Annotated in this window: 21 protein-coding genes; 12 read left to right on the plus strand and 9 right to left on the minus strand. The window is 76.4% G+C overall.

Annotation, left to right across the window (positions count from 1 at the left end; genetic code table 11):
- The first annotated feature begins 102 nt into the window (after positions 1-102).
- From ACN27B_RS25835 to ACN27B_RS25860, 6 genes are all read left to right on the plus strand, one after another.
- Positions 103-3,288, plus strand: a complete 3,186-nt coding sequence (locus ACN27B_RS25835) for a penicillin acylase family protein (protein WP_422741750.1) — start codon at positions 103-105, stop codon at positions 3,286-3,288.
- A gap of 95 nt (positions 3,289-3,383) precedes the next feature.
- Positions 3,384-4,571, plus strand: a complete 1,188-nt coding sequence (gene dinB / locus ACN27B_RS25840) for a DNA polymerase IV (protein ID WP_422741751.1) — start codon at positions 3,384-3,386, stop codon at positions 4,569-4,571.
- Between the two features lie 101 nt (positions 4,572-4,672).
- Complete coding sequence (locus ACN27B_RS25845; protein ID WP_422741752.1) at positions 4,673-5,605, plus strand: hypothetical protein; 933 nt, start codon at positions 4,673-4,675, stop codon at positions 5,603-5,605.
- The gene (locus ACN27B_RS25850) at positions 5,602-6,054 is read left to right on the plus strand and encodes an ABA4-like family protein (protein ID WP_091574301.1); all 453 of its coding nucleotides are present in this window, start codon (positions 5,602-5,604) and stop codon (positions 6,052-6,054) included. The genes ACN27B_RS25845 and ACN27B_RS25850 overlap by 4 nt, the downstream gene beginning before the upstream one ends.
- Before the next feature lie 9 nt (positions 6,055-6,063).
- Entirely contained in the window at positions 6,064-7,290 is a 1,227-nt protein-coding gene (locus ACN27B_RS25855; RefSeq protein ID WP_099160854.1) for a sensor histidine kinase, read from the plus strand.
- Positions 7,287-7,913: a response regulator gene (locus tag ACN27B_RS25860; protein WP_091574299.1), complete on the plus strand. Its 627-nt coding sequence runs from the start codon at positions 7,287-7,289 to the stop codon at positions 7,911-7,913. Before ACN27B_RS25855 ends, ACN27B_RS25860 begins: the two co-directional genes overlap by 4 nt.
- Positions 7,914-7,919: 6 nt before the next feature.
- On the opposite strand, the gene ACN27B_RS25865 is transcribed toward ACN27B_RS25860, so the two are convergent.
- From ACN27B_RS25865 to ACN27B_RS25880, 4 genes are all read right to left on the minus strand, one after another.
- Positions 7,920-8,633, minus strand: coding sequence for an RraA family protein (locus ACN27B_RS25865; RefSeq protein ID WP_422741753.1), 714 nt, complete (start codon positions 8,631-8,633; stop codon positions 7,920-7,922).
- An 82-nt stretch (positions 8,634-8,715) separates the two neighbouring features.
- On the minus strand, positions 8,716-10,011 hold the full coding sequence (locus ACN27B_RS25870) for an FUSC family protein (protein WP_253866412.1): 1,296 nt from the start codon (positions 10,009-10,011) through the stop codon (positions 8,716-8,718).
- Positions 10,012-10,068: 57 nt separating this feature from the next.
- The gene (locus tag ACN27B_RS25875; protein ID WP_281592443.1) at positions 10,069-10,713 is read right to left on the minus strand and encodes a maleylpyruvate isomerase family mycothiol-dependent enzyme; all 645 of its coding nucleotides are present in this window, start codon (positions 10,711-10,713) and stop codon (positions 10,069-10,071) included.
- Between the two features lie 5 nt (positions 10,714-10,718).
- The gene (locus ACN27B_RS25880) at positions 10,719-11,471 is read right to left on the minus strand and encodes a dienelactone hydrolase family protein (protein WP_098744723.1); all 753 of its coding nucleotides are present in this window, start codon (positions 11,469-11,471) and stop codon (positions 10,719-10,721) included.
- A 106-nt stretch (positions 11,472-11,577) separates the two neighbouring features.
- Here ACN27B_RS25880 and ACN27B_RS25885 point away from each other — a divergent pair, with 106 nt between their 5' ends.
- The 3 genes from ACN27B_RS25885 (at position 11,578) to ACN27B_RS25895 (ending at position 12,655) form a co-directional block, all read left to right on the plus strand.
- On the plus strand, positions 11,578-11,919 hold the full coding sequence (locus ACN27B_RS25885) for a hypothetical protein (RefSeq protein ID WP_422741754.1): 342 nt from the start codon (positions 11,578-11,580) through the stop codon (positions 11,917-11,919).
- Between the two features lie 66 nt (positions 11,920-11,985).
- A complete protein-coding gene (locus tag ACN27B_RS25890) occupies positions 11,986-12,384 on the plus strand; it encodes a DUF2267 domain-containing protein (protein ID WP_099160851.1) in 399 nt (132 codons plus the stop codon).
- Between the two features lie 10 nt (positions 12,385-12,394).
- Positions 12,395-12,655 carry a hypothetical protein gene (locus ACN27B_RS25895; protein WP_091574294.1) on the plus strand — a complete coding sequence of 87 codons (261 nt, stop codon included), beginning with the start codon at positions 12,395-12,397 and terminating at the stop codon, positions 12,653-12,655.
- 4 nt (positions 12,656-12,659) lie between these two features.
- Here ACN27B_RS25895 and ACN27B_RS25900 read toward each other — a convergent pair whose 3' ends face one another.
- Complete coding sequence (locus ACN27B_RS25900; protein ID WP_099160850.1) at positions 12,660-13,589, minus strand: diacylglycerol/lipid kinase family protein; 930 nt, start codon at positions 13,587-13,589, stop codon at positions 12,660-12,662.
- A gap of 64 nt (positions 13,590-13,653) precedes the next feature.
- Positions 13,654-14,244 (minus strand): TetR/AcrR family transcriptional regulator, encoded by a 591-nt coding sequence (locus ACN27B_RS25905; protein ID WP_099160849.1) that lies wholly within the window; start codon positions 14,242-14,244, stop codon positions 13,654-13,656.
- Between the two features lie 72 nt (positions 14,245-14,316).
- Between ACN27B_RS25905 and ACN27B_RS25910 the strand changes: the two genes are divergently transcribed.
- The gene (locus ACN27B_RS25910) at positions 14,317-14,862 is read left to right on the plus strand and encodes a hypothetical protein (protein WP_091574291.1); all 546 of its coding nucleotides are present in this window, start codon (positions 14,317-14,319) and stop codon (positions 14,860-14,862) included.
- Positions 14,863-14,865: 3 nt separating this feature from the next.
- On the opposite strand, the gene ACN27B_RS25915 is transcribed toward ACN27B_RS25910, so the two are convergent.
- The 3 genes from ACN27B_RS25915 to ACN27B_RS25925 all read right to left on the minus strand — a co-directional run bounded on the left by ACN27B_RS25915 (position 14,866) and on the right by ACN27B_RS25925 (position 17,293).
- On the minus strand, positions 14,866-16,074 hold the full coding sequence (locus ACN27B_RS25915) for a low temperature requirement protein A (RefSeq protein ID WP_099160848.1): 1,209 nt from the start codon (positions 16,072-16,074) through the stop codon (positions 14,866-14,868).
- Positions 16,075-16,235: 161 nt separating this feature from the next.
- Positions 16,236-17,009, minus strand: a complete 774-nt coding sequence (locus ACN27B_RS25920; protein WP_099160847.1) for an SIR2 family NAD-dependent protein deacylase — start codon at positions 17,007-17,009, stop codon at positions 16,236-16,238.
- A complete protein-coding gene (locus tag ACN27B_RS25925) occupies positions 17,006-17,293 on the minus strand; it encodes a DUF1905 domain-containing protein (RefSeq protein WP_099160846.1) in 288 nt (95 codons plus the stop codon). Before ACN27B_RS25925 ends, ACN27B_RS25920 begins: the two co-directional genes overlap by 4 nt.
- A 173-nt stretch (positions 17,294-17,466) precedes the next feature.
- Between ACN27B_RS25925 and ACN27B_RS25930 the strand changes: the two genes are divergently transcribed.
- Both ACN27B_RS25930 and ACN27B_RS25935 read left to right on the plus strand, forming a co-directional pair.
- Positions 17,467-18,756 (plus strand): histidine kinase, encoded by a 1,290-nt coding sequence (locus ACN27B_RS25930; RefSeq protein ID WP_422741755.1) that lies wholly within the window; start codon positions 17,467-17,469, stop codon positions 18,754-18,756.
- Entirely contained in the window at positions 18,744-19,403 is a 660-nt protein-coding gene (locus ACN27B_RS25935) for a response regulator transcription factor (protein ID WP_422741756.1), read from the plus strand. The genes ACN27B_RS25930 and ACN27B_RS25935 overlap by 13 nt, the downstream gene beginning before the upstream one ends.

A 19,403-nucleotide genomic window follows, 5' to 3' on the forward strand; every position in this document is an offset into this window, starting at 1 on the left:
CTCACCTCCGGGTGGAACGCCCGGGCGCGGAGGGCGAGACGTCGGCACCGGAAGAAGCCGGGCGTACCGTTCGGCCCGACTCCGCGTCCCCGGAGGATCGCCATGCCCCGTCCCGCTCTCCGTGCCCGCCTCGCGGCGTTCACCGCCGCCGCCCTGACCGCGAGCGTCCTGACCGTCACCCCGCCGTCACCGGCGCTGGCCGCCAGCACGTTCGCCCCCAACGACTACTGCCTCGGCCAGTGCGCCGACATCCTGCCCCCCGGGCAGAACGGCAACGCCACACTGGTCGCCATCCTGGCGCACCAGGCGCTCGGCACCCGCCCGGCGCACTCCAGCGACCAGCTCGACGAGTACGCGAACCTGGTCTACAACTACGCCGGGCTGACCGACGAGCAGATCGCCCATTTCTACAACGACGCCTCGTTCGGCGTACCGGCCGCGCAGGTCGAGAGCACCGTCTCACCGCGCGCGGACGTCACCATCGTGCGGGACAGGGCCACCGGCGTCCCGCACATCACCGGCACCACCCGCGCCGGCACCATGTTCGGCGCCGGCTACGCCGGAGCCCAGGACCGGCTGTGGGTGATGGACCTGCTGCGGCACGTCGGCCGCGGCAACGTCACCTCGTTCGCCGGCGGCGCCCCCGGCAACCGGGAGCTGGAGCAGAGCGTCTGGGCCAACTCGCCCTACACCGAGGCGGACCTGCAGGCCCAGGTGGACGCGCTGCGCACCAGGGGCACCCGGGGCCAGCAGCTCTACACCGACGTGGTCGACTACATCGCCGGCATCAACGCCTACATCGACAAGTCGATCGCCGACGACAACTACCCGGGTGAGTACGTGCTCGCCGGCGCCGGCAAGCCGAAGCACTTCACCATGACCGACCTGATCGCCACCGCCGGCGTGATCGGCGGGCTGTTCGGCGGCGGCGGTGGCAGCGAGATCCAGTCCGCGCTGGTCCGGGTGGCCGCCCGGGCCAAGTACGGCGCCACCGAGGGCGACAAGGTGTGGGCGGCGTTCCGGTCGCAGAACGACCCGGAGACCGTGCTCACCCTGCACGACGGGCAGAGCTTCCCGTACGGGGCGACGCCGCCGGGCGCGACCAGCGCGGTGCTCCCCGACGCCGGCACGGTGGTCGCCGAGCCGCTCGCCTACGACGCCACCGGCGGGGCCGCCGCGCGCACCGGCGCCAGCACCGCCACCAAGGACCTGCTCGGCGGCCTGGCCAACCTGCGCGCGCACGGCATGTCCAACGCGGTGGTGGTCTCCGGTCGGCACACCACCACCGGCAACCCGGTCGCCGTGTTCGGCCCGCAGACCGGCTACTTCGCGCCGCAGCTGCTCATGCTCCAGGAGTTGCAGGGCCCGGGCATCAGCGCGCGCGGCGCCGCGTTCGCCGGGCTGAACCTCTACGTGCTGCTCGGCCGCGGCCAGGACTACGCGTGGAGCGCCACCTCCGCCTCCCAGGACCTCACCGACACGTACGCGGTGCCGCTGTGCACCACCGACGGCACGGCCCCGACGCTGCGGTCCAACCGCTACCTCTACCACGGGCAGTGCCTCGCCATGGAGGCGCTGGAGCAGCGCAACTCCTGGTCGCCCACGTTGGCCGACTCCACCCCGGCCGGTTCGTACACGCTGCGCGCGCTGCGTACGAAGTACGGACTGGTCGCGTACCGGGGGCTGGTGAACGGGCAGCCGACCGCGTTCACCAAGCTGCGCTCGACCTACCGGCACGAGGCCGACTCGGCGATCGGTTTCCAGGCGTTCAACGACCCGGCGGCGATGGGCAGCGCGGCGGCGTTCCAGGCGTCCGCGGCAAGCGTCGGCTACGCGTTCAACTGGTTCTACGTCAACTCCACCGAGGCGGCGTACTACAACTCCGGCGCGAACCCGGTCCGGTCGTCGGTCACCGACCCGAACCTGCCGGCGAAGGCCGAGCCGGCGTACGAGTGGGTCGGCTGGAACCCGGACACCAACGACGCCACCTACACCCCGGCGTCGGCCCACCCCCGGTCGGTCAACCAGGACTACTACGTCAGCTGGAACAACAAGCAGGCGCGGGACTTCGGCGCGGCCGACGGCAACTTCAGCTTCGGCTCGGTGCACCGGGGTCAGCTGCTCGACGGCCCGGTGCGCGCCGCGATCGCCCAGCGCAAGGTCGGCCGCGCCGACGTCGTCAAGATCATGGCGGACGCGGCGGTGACCGACCTGCGCGGCCAGCAGGTCCTCGGCGACCTGCTGCGGGTGCTCGACAGCACGCCGGTCACCGACCCGGCGCTGGCCGACGCGGTGGGCAAGCTGCGGGCCTGGCAGCAGGCCGGCGCCCGCCGGGTGGAGACCTCCCCCGGCTCGAAGGTCTACCAGCACGCCGAGGCGATCCGGATCTTCGACGCCTGGTGGCCGCTGCTCGCCTCGGCCGAGTTCCGTCCCGGCCTCGGGCCCGACCTGTACGCGGCGCTGGTCGACGCCATCGAGGTGAACGAGGCGCCGTCGGGCGGCCAGAACGGCGGGCGCGACGGCGCGGCGAGCTGGGCCCTGCAGGGTCAGGCACACAAGGGCTCGTCGTTCCAGTACGGCTGGTGGGGCTACGTCGACAAGGACGTCCGCACCGTGCTCGGCGACCCGGTGGCCGGCGGGCCGGGCCGCGCGTACTGCGGCAACGGCAACCTCGGCGCGTGCCGGCAGGCCCTGCTCGACACGCTGGGCCAGGCCGCCTCGGTGCCGGCCACCACGGTCTACCCCGGCGACAAGTCCTGCGGCGCCGGCGACCAGTGGTGCGCCGACTCGATCGCCCAGTCCGGCCTCGGCGGCATCACCCATCCGCTGATCGCCTGGCAGAACCGTCCCACCTACCAGCAGGTCGTCTCGTTCCCGGCGCGCCGGGGCGACGACGTCGCCAACCTGGCCCAGGGCCGCCCGGCCAGCGCGTCGAGCACCCAGTTCCTGACCAGCTACACCCCGGCCAAGGCGGTCGACGGCAGCCTGAGCAGCCGGTGGGCCAGCAGCTACAACGACAACCAGTGGCTGCGGGTGGACCTCGGGTCGGCCCGCACCGTCAGCCGGGCGGTGCTGCGCTGGGAGTCCGCCTACGCCACCTCGTACCGGATCGAGGTCTCCGGCGACGGCAGCTCCTGGACGCCGGTGTTCGCCACCACCACCGGCAACGGCGGCGTCGACAACGCCACCTTCGCCCCGGTCAGCGCCCGCTACGTGCGGGTGTACGGGGTCAAGCGGGCCACCTCGTACGGCTTCTCGCTCTACGAGTTCGAGGTCTACGGGCGGTGACGCCGACGGCCGGCCGGCGGGGTTTCCTCCGCCGGCCGGCCGCTGTCCGGGCAGGTCAGCCGCCACGAGTCGAACAGGTGTGCGAAGATGGGCCGGTGTCGAGCGAGGCCACCATCCTGCACGCCGACCTGGACGCGTTCTACGCCTCGGTCGAGCAGCGCGACGACCCCGCGCTGCGCGGCCGTCCGGTGATCGTCGGCGGCGGGGTGGTGCTCGCCTGCAGCTACGAGGCGAAGGCCCGGGGCGTGCGCAGCGCGATGGGTGGCCGGCAGGCGCGGCGGCTCTGCCCGGATGCGGTCGTGGTTCCGCCCCGGATGGCCGCGTACACGACGGCCAGCCGGGCGGTGTTCGAGATCTTCCGCGACACCACCCCCCTGGTCGAGGGCCTCAGCATCGACGAGGCGTTCCTCGACGTGGGCGGCCTGCGGCGTCTGGTCGGCCCGCCGGCCGACATCGCCGCCGCGCTGCGCCGCCGGGTCCGCCGGGAGGTCGGCCTGCCGATCACGGTCGGGGTGGCCCGCACGAAGTTCCTGGCCAAGGTGGCCAGCGGCGTGGCCAAGCCCGACGGTCTGCTGGTCGTCGAGCCGGGGCGGGAGCTGGCCTTCCTGCACCCGCTGCCGGTCGAGCGGCTGTGGGGCGTCGGCCCGGTCACCGCCGCCCGGCTGCGCGAGCGCGGCCTGCGCACCGTGGGCCAGGTGGCCCGCCTCGACGAACCGGCGCTGGTGTCGCTGCTCGGCGGCGGCGCCGGGCGGCACCTGCACGCTCTCGCGCACAACCGCGACCCGCGTGCCGTGCAGGTGGGGCGCCGCCGCTCCTCGATGGGCGCGCAGCACGCACTGGGCCGGGAGCCGCACTCCCCCGCCGAGCTCGACGCCGTGCTGGCCGGGCTGGTCGACCGGGTTACCGGGCGGATGCGCGCCGCCCGACGCACCGGCCGCACGGTGACGCTGCGGCTGCGCTTCGGCGACTACACCCGGGCCACCCGGTCGCACACCCTGGACGAGCCGACCGCGCAGACCGCGCCGCTGCGGGCCGCCGCCCGCACGCTGCTGCGCGCCGCGCTGCCGCAGATCGCGCTGCGCGGCATCACCCTGCTCGGCGTCTCGGTGGGCAACCTGGACGGCGGGCACACGCAGCTCACGCTGCCGTTCACCGCCGAACCGGGGCCCGCCCTGGACGCCGCGGTCGACGCCGTCCGGGACCGCTTCGGCTCCCGGGCGCTGACCCGCGGGGTGCTGCTCGGCCGCGACCCCGGCGTCGAGATGCCCCGGTTGCCCGACTGAGCGTCTCCTACCCCGGTAGGAGGCGCGGGTCGGACCCGCGGCCGCGACCTCGGCCGCCGGTCGGGCGCGACGGGCGTCGCCGGCCACCAGCATCTACAGGCATGACTACCGTGGTGAACCGGGCGGTCCGCTGGCACCGCCCCCTGATGCTCCTCGTGTCCGCGATGGCGGTGCTCACCGTCGTCGCCGCGATCGGTCTGGTGGCCGACCCCCGGGTGCTCACCGGCGCGCCCGCCTGGCTCAAGCCGCTGAAGTTCGCGATCTCGTTCGTGCTCTACGGCGTCACCCTCGCCTGGATGCTCTCGCTGCTGCCGCGACGCAGCCGCCTGGCCGAGCGGGCGGCCACGGTGATCGTGGCCATGTCGGTGGTGGAGATGGTCGTCATCGTCGGCCAGGTGCTGCGCGGCACGACCAGCCACTTCAACGGCACGACGCCGCTGAACGAGGCGCTGTTCGACGTCATGGGCGCGGCCATCATGGTGCTGTTCCTCGCTCAGGCGGTGCTCGCGGTGGTGCTGCTGCGCCGCGCCACGCCGGACCGGGCCGGCGGGTACGCCGTCCGCCTCGGCCTCGGTGTGTCCCTGCTCGGCATGCTCGTGGCGTTCCCGATGGTGGCGCAGCGCCCGGCCGGGGCGCCGGCCGGGATCACCGGCGCGCACAGCGTCGGCGTGCCCGACGGTGGCCCCGGGCTGCCTCTGGTCGGCTGGAGCACCACCGGCGGCGACCTGCGCGTCGGCCACTTCGTCGGGCTGCACGCGTTGCAGGCGCTGCCCCTGCTGGCGATCCTGCTGGACCGGTTCCTCGGCGCGCGGCTGGACGAGCTGACCCGGGCCCGGCTGGTGCTCGTCGGCGGCGTCGCGTACGCCGGGGTCACGCTGCTGCTCACCGGGCAGGCGTTGCGCGGGCAGCCGCTGCTGCGCCCGGACGCGCTGACCCTGACCGTGGCGGCGGTGCTGGCGCTCGCCACCGCGACGGCGGTCGGCCTGGTCCTGGGCCGCCGGTCCCGCCGCGCCGGGGTGGTGCTGGTCGGATGAGCGCCACGCTGTTCGGCCTGACCTTCGCCCTCGCCGCACCGTTCTGGGCGCTGATGATCCTGGCGCCCCGCTGGTCGTGGACCGCGCGGATCGTCGGCTCGCCGCTGATCGTGGCGCCGGTCCTGCTGGTCTACGCGGTCCTGGTGCTGCCGGCGCTCGGCGCGGTGCTGCCGGTGGTCACCGCGCCCACGCTGGACGGCCTGCGGGAGCTGCTCGGCACCGCCGACGGAGCGGCGGCCGCCTGGGCCCACATGATCGGCTTCGACCTGTTCGTGGGACGGTGGATCTGGCAGGACGCCCGGGACCGTGGCGTACCGGCGGCGGTGCTCGCGCCGGTGCTGGTGCTGACGGTCCTGCTGGGCCCGCTCGGCCTGGCCGTCCACCTCGGACTGCGCGCCCGGTGGCGGGCGTCGGTGGGCGTGGTGGCCCCGGCCGCGCCGGTTGCCTAGGCTGACGTCGTGGGCTGGGTCGGTCGGTTGTTCGACGCGCGCGACACGCTCGCGCGGATGCTGCTGCTGGATCTCAGCGGCGTCGGCTACCTGGTCGTCGGCGCGCACGGCCGGCCCGCCCCGACGGCGACGCAGTGGCTGCTCGCGCTCGCGGCGTTCACGGTGGCGCTGCTGTGCCACCGCCGGCCGCTGCTGAACCTGCTGCTCCAGTCCGCGCTGCTGGTCGCGGCGCTGCCGTTGGTCGACGACGTGACGATCAACCAGGTCGGCGCGAGCTGGGCGCTGCTGGAGCTGACCATGCGGGCCGCCCGACCCCGGACGTTCTGGCTCGCGGCCGGCCTGGTGGCCGCGATCGACCTGAGCCACGTGATCGGCGACCCGATCCGGCAGGCCCTCACCGGGGTGTTCGGGCTGGCCGTCACCGTCGGCCTGCCGCTGCTGCTCGGCCTGGTCGTGCGGACCACCCGGGAGCTGGCCCGGCAGGCCGAGGAGCGGGCGGCGGCGGAGCAGCGCCGGCACGAGTCGGAGAGCCGCGCCGCGCGCGCCGACGAACGCGCCGCCATCGCCCGGGAGCTGCACGACGTGCTCGCCCACCACGTCGCGTCGATGGTGCTGCGGGTCGGGGTGGCCCGGCACGTGCTGACCGACCTCGACCCGCGGGTCGGTGAGGTCTTCGACGACGTGCACCGCACCGGCACGGCGGCCCTGACCGACCTGCGGCGGCTGGTGGCGGTGCTGCGAGACCCCGACGGCGTCCGCGGCGACGCGGCGCTGACCGCGATCGAGCCGGCCGCGCTGCCGGCCGCGCTCGGCGCGGCGGTGGACCGGGCCCGTCAGGCCGGGGTCACCGTGGAGGCCGACGTGGACCCGGCCGTCGGCACGCTGGACGCGGTCCGGAGCCAGGCGGTGCTGCGACTGACCCAGGAGGCGTTGACCAACGTGGCCAAACACGCGGGCGCGGCGGCCCGGGCGCGGTTCACCGTCACCGTGGTCGACGGGGCGGTGCACTGGGCGGTCTCCGACGACGGGCGGGGCGCGGCGTCGGCCGTGGTGCCGGCCGGCGGCGGTCACGGCATCGTCGGCATGCGGGAGCGGGTCGAGGTGCTGGGCGGGCGGCTGGAGGCCGGTCCGACCGGCGAGGGCTGGCGGGTCCGCACGGTTCTGCCGCCGGCCGCGCCGGACCGGACGCCCGGCGCGGCGCCCCGGCCGCGTCCGGTCACGCCGGAGCCGGCGTGATCCGGGTGCTGCTGGTCGACGACCAGCACCTCATCCGGGCCGGGCTGCGGATGCTCTGCGACGCCCAGCCCGACCTCGAGGTGGTCGGCGAGGCCGACAACGGCCGGGAGGCGGTCGCCCTCGCCGCCCGGCTGCGACCGGACGTGGTGGTGATGGACCTGCGGATGCCCGGGGTCGACGGGATCACCGCGACCAGCCGGATCCTGGCCGACCGGCCGGCCACCCGGATCATGGTGCTCACCACGTTCGGCGACGACGACCACCTCTATCCGGCGTTGACCGCCGGCGCCTGCGGCTTCCTGCTCAAGGACGCGCCCCCGGCCGACCTGCTCGACGGGGTCCGCCGCGCCGCCGCCGGGGACAGCCCGTTCAGCCCCGAGGTGCTGCGGCGGCTGGTCCGGCGGGCGGTGCACGCCCGGGCCGGCGCGCCCCGGCACGCGGCCGACCTGACCGGCCGGGAGCGGGACGTGCTGGACCTGGTCGCCGAGGGGCTGTCCAACACCGAGATCGCCGACCGGCTGCACATCGGCGTGACCACGGTGAAGACCCACATCACCAGCCTGATGACGAAGACCGGCAGTCCCAACCGGGTACGCCTCGCGCTGTGGGCGCGCGGCGGCTGAGCCGGGTCACTCCTCGATCGCGCCGCCCACCGTTCGCAGGTGGGCCCGGAACGTCAGCGTCGGGTCGGCCGCCCGGGCGGTCAGGTAGTCGTCGAACCCGAGCTGCGTGCGCAGTGTCTCGCCGGCCCGGATCCGGTCGGCCTGCCGCCGCTCGGTGTCCCGGATGGACCGGGCCAGGTCGGCCAGCTCGTCGGCGCGGTCGGCGGGCACGAAGAGCACCCCGTCGTCGTCGGCCAGCACCAGGTCGCCCGGATCCACCGTCCACGGACCGACCTGGGCCGCGTCCAGCGCCCCGGTCGGTCGCGGGTCCAGCTCCAGCGGCCCGGTCGGGACGGCGCCCAGGCTGAACACGGGCAGCCCGACGGCCGCCAGGTCGCCGGCGTCCCGGTGCAGCCCCCACACCACCAGGCCGGCGAGGCCGGCGGCGTGTGCCTCCCGCACCACCAGGTCCCCGACGCAGGCCCGGTCGGTGCGCCCGCCGTCGTCCACCACCAGCACCTCCCCCGGCGACGCCCGGTCGATCGCCTCCAGGAACACGTCGACGCTGCCGGAGTGCCGGGCCGGGCGTACCGGGCCGGCCAGCCGCCGCCCGGGCAGCGCCGGCCGGAGCGCGGCCGGGGCGCAGCGGACGGCCACCCCGGCCCGCAGGCACGCGTCGGCGACGTGGGCGGTGGTCAACCCGGTGAGACGGTCGACCGGGGGGCGGTGATCGGTGTCCATGGCCCGACGCTAGCCAGCCGGACCGGCGCGGGCAGGCGCCAGTTCCCGTCCGGTGGCCTGCCCGACCGACGGGCCGGGAGCGTCAGGCGGCGCCCGAGGCCCGGCTCGGCGGACGGCGGGGCACGCCGGCGCGGCCGGGGACGCCCCGCCCGTCGGCCCGCACTCGCCGGCGCATCCGGGCCCGCGCCGGTGGGCGCACCTCGGCCTCTCCGGCGCCGGCCGCCCGGCGCACGGCCCGGTTCGCCTCCTCCGCGCCGCAACCGGTGGCGCGCAACAGCTCGCTGTCGGCCGTACGCAGGTCGCTGATCATCGCCTCGCCGAACGTGCGTACGCCCTGCCCCCACGCGCGCCCGGCCAGCGCGGCGCCCTCCTCCACCAGCTGCCGGGTGCGGGTGAAGTCGGCGCCGACCCGGCACGCCCGGTGCAGCTCGCGGACCGCGTCGCCGAGACGCCCCACGGCGTCCGGCAGCGCCGGCGGAACCGGCTCGTCGTACTGCAGGGCGGTGGCCGAGCGGCGGGCCACCGACCGCGCGTACAGGATCAGCCGTTCGAGATGCGCGACGGCGTCGGCATAGCGGTGGTACTGGGCCCGGCGGTGCCACCGGACCGGCGCGATGGTGACCACCTCCTCGGCCCCGCTGAGCGCCTCGTTGAGCCGCCCGACGTCGGGTTCCAACCCGCGCAGGTCCTCCAGGGCGCGCTGCGCGGCGTCGGCGTCCCGCCGGGTCAGGGCCCGGGCCACGGCGTCGAGCTGGGCGGTCAGCCGGGCGATCACCGGTTCGGTGGCCCGGTCCAGCACCCGGATCGGGTTGACCGGCAGCAGCAGCGCCACCACGAACAGGCCGACCAGACCGCCGACCAGGGCGTCGAAGATCCGGGGTAGTTCCAGACCGGGCTGGACCGGGGCGAGCGTGGCGATCAACACCGCCGTACCGCCGGCCTGGCCGACCAACGCGCCACCGCGCCCGGCCACCAGCAACGCCGTCGCGATGGCCAGGGCGACGACCAGGCCGGTCTGCCAGGAACCGGAACCGAGCAGGTAGCGCAGCAGGTCGCCGACCACGATGCCGAGGCCGACGCCGACCAGCAGCTCGAAGGTGCGGCGGGCGCGCTGGCCGATGGCGGTGGCGATGGTGCCGACCGCGGCGGCGGGCGCGAAGACGTGCGCGCCGGGACCGAGCAGCCACTGGGCGAGCAGCGCGGCGAGCGCGGCGGCCAGCCCGGCCTGCACGGCGATCACCGCGGTGACCTCCAGCTGGCGCAGCCGGACCCGGCCGGCGCTGCCGCCCTCGGCGCGGGCCCGGGCCAGGGCGTGAGCGCTCCGCTCGACGGCCCGGTCCAGGGGCGAGCGCACGGTGTCCGCACGGCGGTCGGTCATGGCGGCGGTTACCCGCCGCCGGCCCTGCGAATCGTCGCGCGGGTGGGCCGGCGTGGATCAGCGGGCGCCGAGCGTGGCCGCCCCGTCGCCGGTGAGGTCGGCCAGCGCCGCCCGGCGGCCGGTCAGCGCCAGCAGGAGCGCCGCGCCGGTGCCGCGGACCACCGGTCCCTGCCCCGCCGACCAGCCGAGGTCGGTCGCCTCGAAGCGCAGCCCGGCGACCCGGCGACGGTCGACGAAACCGACCGCCCGGCCGCCGGTGAGGAAGTCCAGCGAGACCCGCAGGCGGTCCGGGTCCAGGTCGGCGGGGAGGCCGAGCGGGTGGCGGATGTCCTGCCCGTGCACCTGGAGGTCGGTGAGCTGGCCGAGCCAGCCGACCACGGGCGGACGGAACCGGTGCCCGGCGTGTTCGCGCAACGCGGCGGCCAGTTCGGCGGGCGGCCGACGCGCCACCCGCCGGGCCAGTCGGGCGTTGGCCACGTGCGGCCGGAAGCCGGCCCCGACCAGCACCGGCACCAGCCGCCACGGCTTCTCGACCAGCGGCGACACCAGGTGCCCGACGACCTCGCGTACGGTCCACGCGCCGCAGAGACTGGGCGTGTCCAGCTGGGCCGGGGTGAGCGCGTCGACCAGATCGGCCGTGCGGCGTCGCTCGGCGGCGATCATCGGCAGCAGGCGCGGGTCGGCACCACCGTGGCCGGTCACCGCGGTCAGCCGCGGAACGTGCGGTCGAGCAGGTCGAACAGCGCGGCCCAGTGCCGGTCGGTGGCCCGCGCGTCGTACATCGGGGTGTCCGCCTGGGTGTAGCCGTGCCGGGCGCCCGGGTAGACCTCGGAACGGTAGGTGACACCGGCCGCGTCCAGGGCCTTCTCCAGCGTCTCGATCTGCTCGGCGGTCATCGAGGCGTCCTGGTCGGCGTGGCCGAAGTACAGCTCGCCGGTCACCGCGCCGACGCCCAGGTGCGGACTGTCCGGGGCGTCGGTGACCACCCGGCCGGCGTGGAAGGCGGCCACCGCGGCGATCCGGTCCGGGTGGGCCTCGATCGCGCGCAGCGCGTTCGTGCCGCCCATGCAGTAACCGGTGATCGCCGCCGGGCCGGGCGCGACGTCCGGCTGCGCGGCGAGGAAGTCGAGGTAGGCGGCGGTGTCCCGGGCCACGGCGTCCGGCGTCAGCGCGGCCATCATCGGGCCGAGCCGCTCGAACAGCTCGCCGCGGCGGCTGTCGTCGGCGAGGGCGGAGAGGTCGACCAGCGGGGATCGGCCGGAGCGGTGGAACAGGTTGGGCGCCAGCACCACGTAGCCGCGGGCGGCGATCGTGGCGGCCATCTCGGCCAGCCGGGGCCGCAACCCGAACGCGTCCATGAAGAGCAGGACGCCCGGGAAGGGGCCGCCGGAGTCCGGTCGGGCCAGGTAGGCGTCCGCCGTCCCGTCGGCGGTGGGCACGTCCACGTTCGTCGGCTGCACGGGCCGGACCTCCTCGCTGCGGGTTCCGCGACGCACGCTACTCCCGGCCGGGGAGCGCGGCACCTCGGGCCTTCCGGTCGCGGCGGCGCTCGGGCATGCTGGATCGATGGGAGAGGTGCGACCGATGCCCGGCTTCGGTGACCTGTTCACCGATCTGCGCGGCGAGGACCGGACGCTGCGGGTCAGCTACCACCCCGACCGCGGGGCGGTGGTGCTGTCGCTGTGGAGCGGTCCGCGGTGCCGCGGCTCGTTCCGGCTGGCCGAGGCCGACGTGGAGCGGTTCCTCGCGCTGCTCACCGCGATGCGGGACGACGCCGACGGGCGTCCCGGCGGCACCGCGCCGGCGGTGGACGCGCCCACCGACCCGGCCGTGGCGCGCACCGGTGAGATCACCGGCACCGTCCGGCGGGAGGCCCTGCCGACCCTGCCCGTGCCCCGGGTCGCCTGAGCGCGCCCGCCGTTTGCGGCGCCCGAGCGCGGGAATCCCGCTGTCCCGGCAGAGGGAGGCGGCGAGATGGACCAGGACCAGTTCATCGGCGCGGTGGCGGAGCGTTGCGGGACGTCCGCGGAGCAGGCCACCGCGGTCACCCGGGCCACGTTGACCACGCTGGCCGAGCGGATCGACGGCGGGGAGGCCCGCGACCTGGCCGACCGGCTCCCGGAGGCGCTGCGGGCGTACGCGTTCGGACCGGCCGAGGCGGCGGAGCCGTTCGGGCTGGACGTGTTCGTGGAGCGGGTGAGCGAACGCGCGGACGTCGACGTGGACGCGGCCCGCGACGGCGTGACCGCCGTCTTCGACGTCCTGCGCGACGCCGTCGACCCGGCCGCCTACGCCCAGGCCGTGGCCCAGCTCCCCGCCGAGTACGGCGAGGTGGCCGACCAGAGCGCCCCGTACGTGCGGCGCACGGCGTGACGGGGGCGCGATGAGCGAGGACGCGCTGCGTCGCCCGCCCGAGGCCGACGCGCAGGAACAGCGGCAGGACGAGACGCTGGTCGGCCCGCCCGACCGGGTCGGGGACGCGGTGCCCGAGGCGACCGAGGCGGACCTGGCCGAGCAGGGCGTCCTGCGCCCGCCGAGCGACCGCGCCGGCCTGGGCGAGTCGGTGCGCGACGACCTCACCGCGGCCGACGCCGTGGAGCAGAACCAGGAGATCCCGCTGCCCGACGAGGAGCGCTGGGCCTGACCGGTCAGTGGTCCGGGCTGTCCGCCGCGGCCATCAGCCGCAGCGCGTTCGGGTCCAGCCCGATGCGGACCGGCGTCTGCCCGTACGGCTCGCCGTCCACCTCGATCCGGGCCGGCCGGTCGGTCTCCAGCCAGAGCTGGCGGACGGCCAGGAACGGCTCGTCGCCGAGCGTGCGGCGGTGGCCGGCGGCCGCGTTGCGCGCCGTCTCGCGCAGCAGCCCGCGCCGGCTCGGCCCACCGACCGGGTACGCGACCAGGAGCCGGTCGTCGGCGGTGGCGTCGGCGGTGATCGGCCGGCCGGCGTGGAACCCGCCGTTGGCCACGTACACCTGGTGGGTGCGGAACGTGTGGTCGCGCCCCTCGGCGCGGACGGTCACGCGCAGCGGCCGGTGCCGGGCCAGCAGCCCGAGCGCGGTCAGCGGGTAGGCGAGCCGGCCCACGGCGCGCTTGAGCCGGGGCGGCGCGGTCAGCATGATGTCGGCCGACAGTCCGATCCCGACATGGTTGGTGAACCGGGTGTCGCCGATCAGGCCCAGGTCGACGTCGATCACCTTGCCGCCGGTGAGCACGCCGATCGCCGCGTCCAGGTCGAGTGGGACGCCGACGGTGCGGGCGAAGTTGTTGGTGGTGCCCAGTGGCAGCAGGCCCAGCGCGATGTCGCGGTGGGCGAGCAGCCGGGCCGCCGCACCGACCGTGCCGTCGCCGCCGCCGGTGACGAGCAGGTCCGGGCCGAGGTCGGCCGCCTCGGCGAGCACCCGGTCCAGGTCACCCGGCCGGTCCACGGGGTACGCGCCGAGCAACTCGAAACCGGCCGCGCGCAGCCGCGCGTGGACGCCGTCGTAGAGCCGGCGACCCCGGCGGGAGTGGGCGTTGACGACCAGCGCCGCCCGCCGTCGTTCCCGGATCGCCGTGGACAGCTCCTGCTTGGTCCGCACGGTTGCGACCCTATCCGGCCCTCGGTGCCGGTGACCGGCGCCGGGCCCGACACGGATCGGCGACTCAGGACGGTGCGCCCGCGGCGGCGAGCTGGTCGAGGTGCGCGGCGAGCAGGTCGCGGATCCGGTGCGGCGGCATCCGGTCGGGGTGCAGCAGCGCGTGCAGCGTCAGGCCGTCGAGCAGGGCGTGCAGCCGGGCGGTCGCCGCGTCGTCGGCCGGCTGCCCGCCGCCGAGCAGCGTGACGGCCAGTTCGGCGGCGCGTCGTACGCCCTCGTCGGCCTCGGTCATCCGCTCCCGGGCGGCGGGGTCGACCTGGGCCCGCGCGGCGAGCAGGAGCCACACCTCGGCCTCCCGCACCCGCTGCCGGTCCAGCGGCAGCAACTCCTCCAGCATCCGCTGGGCGACCTCCCGGGGCGGGCCGGTGCGGGCCTCGGCGGTGAACCGTCCGGCCGCCTCGGCCATCACGTGTTCCATGGCGAAGACCAGCAGCTCGGTCTGGGTGGCGAAGTAGTGCCGCAGGGCGCTGGGTGACCAGCCGGCCTCGGCGGCGATGCTGCGGACGGTGGCCGCGCCGACGCCGTCGCGGTAGACGACCCGCCACATCGCCGCGGCCAGTTCGGCCCGGCGGGCGTGGTGGTCGACGATCTTGGGCACGGGCCCCTCCGGCGAATCGGTGGACGGCGGTTGCTACGGTTGTCGCACAGCGTACTAAAACAGGGAGGGCCCATGCTGGTCGGAGTGATCGTCGCCTGCGAGGTGGCGTTCTGGGTGGTCCTGGCCGCCGGGCTGGTCGCCCGTTACCCGCTGCGCCGGCCCCGCCTGGGCGCCGCCCTGCTCCTCGCGGTGCCCGCGGTCGACCTCGTGCTGCTCGCCGCCACGATGATCGACCTGCGCCGCGGGGGCACCGCCACCTTCGCGCACGGCCTCGCCGCCGCGTACCTCGGCTTCTCGGTCGCGTTCGGGCACAGCATGGTGCGCTGGGCCGACGAGCGCTTCGCCCACCGGTTCGCCGGCGGCCCGCCACCGCGCCGGGCCCCGCGCTACGGGATGGCCCGGGCCCGGCACGAGTGGCGGGAGTGGGGCAAGGGCATGCTCGGCTGGGCGGTCGCCTGCGCCGTGCTGCTGGGCGGCATCGCGCTGGTCGGCGACGCCGAGCGGACCGAGGAGCTGTGGGCCTGGGCCGGGCGGCTCACCCTGGCCATGGCCGCCTGGCTGGTGTTCTGGCCGGTGGCGTACACGGTGTTCCCCAAGCGGGCGCCGCGCGGCGCCTGAGCCTCACCCCGCGCGGCCGGCGGGCGCGCCGTCGAGCCGGTCCAGGCCGACGGCGGTCACCAGCAGCGCGGCCAGCACCAGCAGCGCCGCGGCCGGCGGCAGCACCACCCCGAGCGGTGACAGGAGCGCGGTCGCCACGGTGACGGCGACGCGCGCCGGCCCGACGGCCTGCCCGGTGAGGCGGCGGAAGAGCAGCCGCCCGGCCAGGTAGAGCGCCGCGCCGCCGTACAGGGCCACGGCCGCGGACCGGTTCAGCCGCGACCCGGGCTCGGCCTCGGCGACGTGCGCCAGGACCTGTTCGACGCCGAGCGCCAGGTAGATGACGCCGGCCACCAGCAGCAGGTGGGTCTGGCTGTAGGCGTCGGCGGCGATCCGGTCCCGGCGCTGCGCCGGCGCCTCGGCGAGCACGCGGGTCGCCGCCGGGGCGGTCCGGTGGAAGTAGAGCCACCACAGGGTCACGGTGACCACGAAGCCGACCAGTGCCACGCCCAGCACCGGCAGTTCGGTCGCCGTGGCGCCGGCCCCCATGCCGGCGGCGACCACCGACTCCCCCAGCGCGATGATCAGCACGAGGCTGTGCCGCTCGGCGAAGTGTGTCGGGCTGCGCAGCGGCCAACTGCCCCGGCGGGCGTAGGACAGGCGCTGCCCGGCCACCTCGACGACGAACCCCAGCACCCACAGGGCCGCGTGCGCGGCGCCCTCCAGCAGGGCGCCGAGCAGCAGCGGCACCCACCCGGCGACGCTGGCCAGGGCGAAGAACCGGATCCGCGCCCGCAGCGCCGGGTCGTCGGCCGCCGCCCAGTGGAACAGCGCCAGGTGCACCGCCCGCAGCAGCACGTAGGCGAGCGCGACGAGCAGCGGCCCGTCCAGACCCGGGCCGGACGTCCACGCCTGCGGCATGACCAGCGCGGCCAGGAACAGCGCGGCCATCGCGACCAGGAAGCCGCCGCGCACCACCCCGACGTCGGCCCGGGTGTGGTTGCCCAACCAGGTGTACGACGACCAGGCCAACCAGAGCAGCACGAGCAGGAGCAGCCCCTGCGCCATGCCGGCCGGTTCCGGGTGCGGCCCGACCAGCGCCATGATCCGGGTGAGCGCGAAGACGAAGACCAGGTCGAAGAAGATCTCGAACGGGGTGACCCGCCGGTCGCTCGCCGCCGGCCGGGGCGGACGCGGTCGGCCGGGGCGCCGTCGCGTCCCGTCCGGTCCCACCGTCCGCCCCCCTCGCCGCCGCGCCGTCCCCGCCGACGGTAGGCGGCCCGGCGCGGGCGACGACGGGATTCCGCCGATCGCACCGAGCCCCGACCCGCAACGGCACCGGGCCGCCGGGCCCGGGCGGGACCGATCCGGTCGACCCGGGACCGGCGGACCGTTCAGCGCCCGACGTCCCCCGGCCAGGCGGCGCGCACCAGCGCCGGCAGCACCTCGCCGGCCGGGCCGCGCAGGTTGACCGCGCAGACCGCGTCCAGTGGCGTCTCGACCGGGTTCACCTGCACCACCGGGGCGCCGAGGCGGGCCGCCACCAGCGGGACCTCGGCGGCGGGGTGCACCAGCGCGGAGGTGCCCACGGTGAGCAGCAGGTCGCACCGGGCGGCCGCCTCGACCGCCGCGGCCAGCGCCGCCTCGGGCAACGCCTCGCCGAACCACACCACCCCCGGACGGACCGGGGCGGCGCAGCGGGCACAGGCGGGCGGGTCCAGCCGCCCGGCCGGCGGCTCCGGGGCGTCGTCGGGCAGCGGCGCGGGGTGGTCGCAGGCCGCGCAGCGGGGCGCGAACAGGCTGCCGTGCAGGCGGACCGGGGCGGCGGCGCCACCGCGCTCGTGCAGGTCGTCGACGTTCTGCGTGATCACCACGGTCTCCGGCAGCCGCGCCTGGATCGCGGCCACCGCCCGGTGGCCGGCGTTCGGCTCGGCCCGGCGCACGCCGTGCCGGCGGCCCTCGTACCAGCCCCAGACCAGGGCCGGGTCGGCGCGGAACGCGGCGGGTGTGGCCAGCTCCGCCGGGTCGTACCGCTGCCAGAGGCCGGTCTGGGCGTCGCGGAACGTCGGGACGCCGCTCTCCGCGGACATGCCGGCACCGGTGAAGACCACCGGACGGGTCGCGGCGGCGAGCAGCCGGCCCGCCTCCGCCAGCTCCGGGCCGGTCACACGTCCACCGTCAACCGCACGTCCACCCGGTCGCCCACCTCGATGCCCTCGGCCCGGCGCGCCGCGACCCGCAGCGGCACCACGTACCGCCCGTCCTTCGGCCACAGCGAGGTCCGCCAGTCGGTGTCCCCGATCCGGACGGCCACCGGGATCATCCCCCAGCCGTAGGTGACCGACGCCGAGGCGGCCTCGATGGCCGCGCTCTGCTCGTCGGGCACGGTGACGAAGTGGTACGGCGCCGGGCCGCGCCAGAACCAGACCTCTCCGCTGAACGCCAGCTCCATCCGGTCAGGATAGGGGCCGACCCCGACCGTTCCGGTCATCCGTCGAGTCCAGCGCCGGCGCCGGTGCCCGCGCACGGGGTGTGCCGGGCCGGTCCGGGGTGGGTCTGGGCATACCCCGGACCGGGGGCCTGGACGGCTGGGCCGGGGCGACGCCGCCTGGCTAGCGTCACGGCATGACCGTGGACCGACCGTCGCACCTGGCCGGGGCCCTGCGCCGCCGGCGTTACCCGCTCTCCGCCTGGCCGTGGCGTGCCCTGTCGTACGCCCTGACGACCGTGCCGGTCGCCGGTGTCCTGGCGGTGGCGGCCGGCGTGCTCGCCGGACCGCTGCTCCTGGTGGTCGGCGCGCTGCGACGGGACCGGCCGGTCGACGTCGCGGCGCTGACCGTGCTCGCCGCCGTGACGGTGGCCGGCCTGGGCGTGGCCCCGCTGGTCAGCGCGCCGGTGGCGGCGTTCGAGCGGTGGCGGCTCGGCCTGGTCGACGACCGGCCGGTGGTCGGGCCGCGGTGGCGTGGCCCGGCCGCCCGCTTCACCGGCGGCGCCGGGTGGCGGGAGGTCGCGTACGTCGCCTGGCTGGGCACCGTCGTGCCGCTGGCGTACGGGACGTACGCGCTGCTCGTGCTGCTCGACCTCGCGCTGGTCGCCGGACCCTGGCTGGCCGGCGACCAGGAGCGGATCGTGCTGGTCCGGGTGACCATCGACTCGCCGACCGAGGCCGTCCCGTGGGCGGTCGCCGGTGTGCTCGCGGCCCCGGCGTTGCTCTACCTGGCCGGCCTGCTGGTCGCGGGCCAGGCGGCGGTGGCCCGGTGGTTGCTGGACGCCGCGCCCGACGGGGCGGCGCTGCGCGAGGTGACCCGGTCGCGGGCGCGCCTGGTGGGCGCCTACGAGGCCGAGCGCCGGCGGATCGGGCGGGACGTGCACGACGGGGCGCAGCCGCGGCTGACCGCCCTCACCCTGCAACTCGGGCTGGCCCGTCTCGACGTGCCGGAGGACTCCCCCGCCGCCGGACCGCTCGCCGTGGCGCACGAGCAGGCCAAGGAGCTGATGGTGACGCTACGCGGGATCGTGCAGGGCATCCGGCCGCCGCAGCTCACCGAACTCGGTCTGGCCGGCGCGGTGGGCGAGCTGGCGGCCCGGTCGGTCGTGCCGGTCGCCGTCCGGGCGGACCTGGCCCGCCCGGTGCCGGAGCCGGTCGAGACCACCGCCTGGTACGTGGTCTCCGAGGCGCTGGGCAACGTGGCACGGCACGCCGGGGCGACGCGCGCCGAGGTGCGGCTGACCCGCGGCGACCGGGGGCTGGTGGTGGAGGTCGAGGACGACGGGCGCGGCGGCGCCGACCCGGACCGCGGCACCGGGTTGACCGGGCTGGCGGACCGGGTGGCCGCCGCGGACGGCAGGCTGCTGCTGGCCAGCCCGACCGGCGGACCTACCCTCGTGCGGGTGGAGCTGCCGTGCCGTCCGTGACCCGGGTCGTCCTGGCCGAGGACGAGGTCCTGCTCCGCGAGGGGCTGGTCGGGCTGCTGACCCGGTTCGACTTCGCGGTGGTGGCGGCCGTCGGTTCGGCCCCGGCACTGCTCGACGCGGCCCGCACCCACCGCCCGGACCTGCTGGTGACCGACATCCGGATGCCGCCGGAGCGCCGCGACGACGGCCTGCGCGCGGCCGTCACGCTCCGCGCCGAACGCCCCGACCTCGCCGTCGTGGTGCTCAGCCAGCACGTGCAGAGCGGGTACGCGGCCGCGCTGCTGGACAGCGGCGACGGCCGGCGCGTCGGCTACCTGCTCAAGGACCGGGTCGCCGACGTCGCCGAGTTCGCCGACACGCTGCGCCGGGTGGTGGCCGGCGGCACCGCCGTCGACCCGGACGTGGTGCGGCACCTGCTGCGCCGCCCGCGCGACCCGCTGGACGCGCTGTCCCGGCGGGAGCGCGAGGTGCTGGGGCTGGTCGCGGAGGGCCACTCCAACGCGGCGATCGCGGCCCGCCTGCACGTCACCGAGGCGGCGGTCGGCAAGCACGTCGGCAACATCCTGGCCAAGCTCGACCTGCCGCCGGACGAGGACACCAACCGCCGGGTGCTGGCCGTGCTCGCCTACCTGCGCGCCGGGAGCTGA

The organism is Micromonospora sp. WMMD754, from assembly GCF_049315235.1.
Classification (GTDB): Bacteria; Actinomycetota; Actinomycetes; order Mycobacteriales; family Micromonosporaceae; genus Micromonospora; species Micromonospora sediminicola.